Here is a 1,714-nt window from a genome sequence, read left to right as displayed (position 1 = left end):
TCGACGGCCTCGTCAAACCGCTCGGCGCGCTCGGCAGGCTGGAGGAGCTCGCGGCCTGGCTGTCCGCGGCCCACGGCAGCGTGCCGCCGCGCCCGCTCGACGACGTCCGCGTGGTGGTCTTCGCGGGCGACCACGGCGTCTCGGCGCTGTCTGCGTACCCGCGCGAGGTCACCGCGGCGATGGTCCGGGTGTTCCTGGCGGGCAAGAGCGGCGTGAACGTCCTGGCGGCGCAGGTCGGCGCGAAGGTCCGGGTCGCCGACCTCGGCGTCGACTGGGACGGCGCGGACGTCCCGGAGTCGGTCACGGCGCACAAGATCCGCCGCGGCTCGGGCTCGATCGACGTCGAGGACGCGCTGGCCCCCGGCGAAGCGCGCGCGGCGTTCGAGGCGGGCCGCGCGATCGCGGGCGAAGAGGGCGACGCGGACCTGCTGATCCCAGGCGACATGGGCATCGGCAACACGGCGGTGTGCGCGGCGGTGGTCGCGGCCTCACTGGGCCTGCCGGCGGCGGAGGTGGTCGGCACGGGCACGGGCGTGGACGCGGCAGGCCTGTCACGGAAGACTTCGGCGGTGGAGGCAGCTTTGTCGCGGACTTCGGGCCGCGTCGAGGACCCGTTCGACCGCCTGACGGCGCTGGGCAGCGCGTGCCTCGCGGCCACGGCGGGCTTCCTGGTCGAGGCGGCGGTTCGAGGCATCCCGGTCCTGCTGGACGGCGTCTTCTCGGGCGCGGCGGCCCTGGTCGCGCGGGACATCGCACCGGGCGCGGAGCGGTGGTGGCTGGCCGGGCACCGGTCGACGGAACCCTCGCAGGCGTTCGCGCTGAAGGCGCTCGGCCTGGAGCCGATCCTGGACTTCGGCCTGCGGCTGGGTGAGGGCAGCGGCGCGGTGCAGGCGGTCCCGGCCCTGCGCGCGGCGCGGGCGATCCTGGCGGACATGGGCCTGCTGGCGGACCTGGCGTGAGCGACGGGCCCCAGCGCCCCAAGGTGGCCTTGGTTGCGTCCCGCGCACCCAAGGCGGCCTTCGGTGCGTCCCGCGCACCCAAGGCGGCCTTCGGTGCGTCCCGCGCACCCAAGGCGGCCTTCGGTGCGTCTCACGCACCCAAGGCGGCCTTCGGTGCGTCTCACGCACCCAAGGCCACATTGAGGCGCTCGTGACCCGCTGGGGCGACTCCGCGCGGATGGCCGTCGGAACCCTCACCACCATCCCGGTCCCAGCCCCCCGCACCATCAACTCCCGCACCGCAAGCGGCGCCATGCTCCTCGCGCCCTTCGCCACCCTCCCCCTCGCCCTCGCCGCAGGCCTGATCGTCGCCGCCGGCCAAGCCCTCCACCTCCCGAACCTCGCCACCGCCGCCCTCGCCATCGGCGCCGTCGCACTGGGCAGCCGAGGCCTCCACCTCGACGGCCTCGCCGACACCGCCGACGGCCTCGGCGCCTCCTACGACCGCGCCAAAGCCCTCGACGTCATGCGCCGCGGCGACTCCGGCCCGACCGGCGTCGCGACCCTGGTCCTGACCCTCCTCGTCCAAGTCGGCGCCCTCACCGACCCGTACCAAGCGTTCGCCGCCGTCCTCATCGGCCGCTGCACGCTCTCGATGGCCTGCGCCCGCGGCATCCCCTCCGCGCGGCCGGAAGGGCTCGGCGCCACCGTCGCGGGCTCGGTCCCCCGCACCGCCGCCCTCGCGATCGCCGTGGCCGCCGCCGCACTCGCCACCC

At 75.9% G+C, this 1,714-nt stretch carries 2 protein-coding genes; both read left to right on the top strand.

All coding sequences use genetic code 11. The features are described from left to right. Window positions 1–959: nicotinate-nucleotide--dimethylbenzimidazole phosphoribosyltransferase (gene cobT, locus G3I65_RS14585; RefSeq protein ID WP_160696588.1), on the top strand; the 959-nt coding region annotated here is incomplete at its 5' end. A gap of 217 nt (window positions 960–1,176) precedes the next feature. After that, window positions 1,177–1,714, top strand: a 538-nt coding sequence (locus G3I65_RS14580; RefSeq protein ID WP_160696589.1) for an adenosylcobinamide-GDP ribazoletransferase, incomplete at its 3' end; no start/stop codon positions are given.

It is taken from the genome of Amycolatopsis sp. SID8362, from assembly GCF_010550475.1.
Taxonomy (GTDB): Bacteria; Actinomycetota; Actinomycetes; order Mycobacteriales; family Pseudonocardiaceae; genus Amycolatopsis; species Amycolatopsis eburnea.
This window is presented reverse-complemented; position numbering and strand designations above follow the sequence as displayed.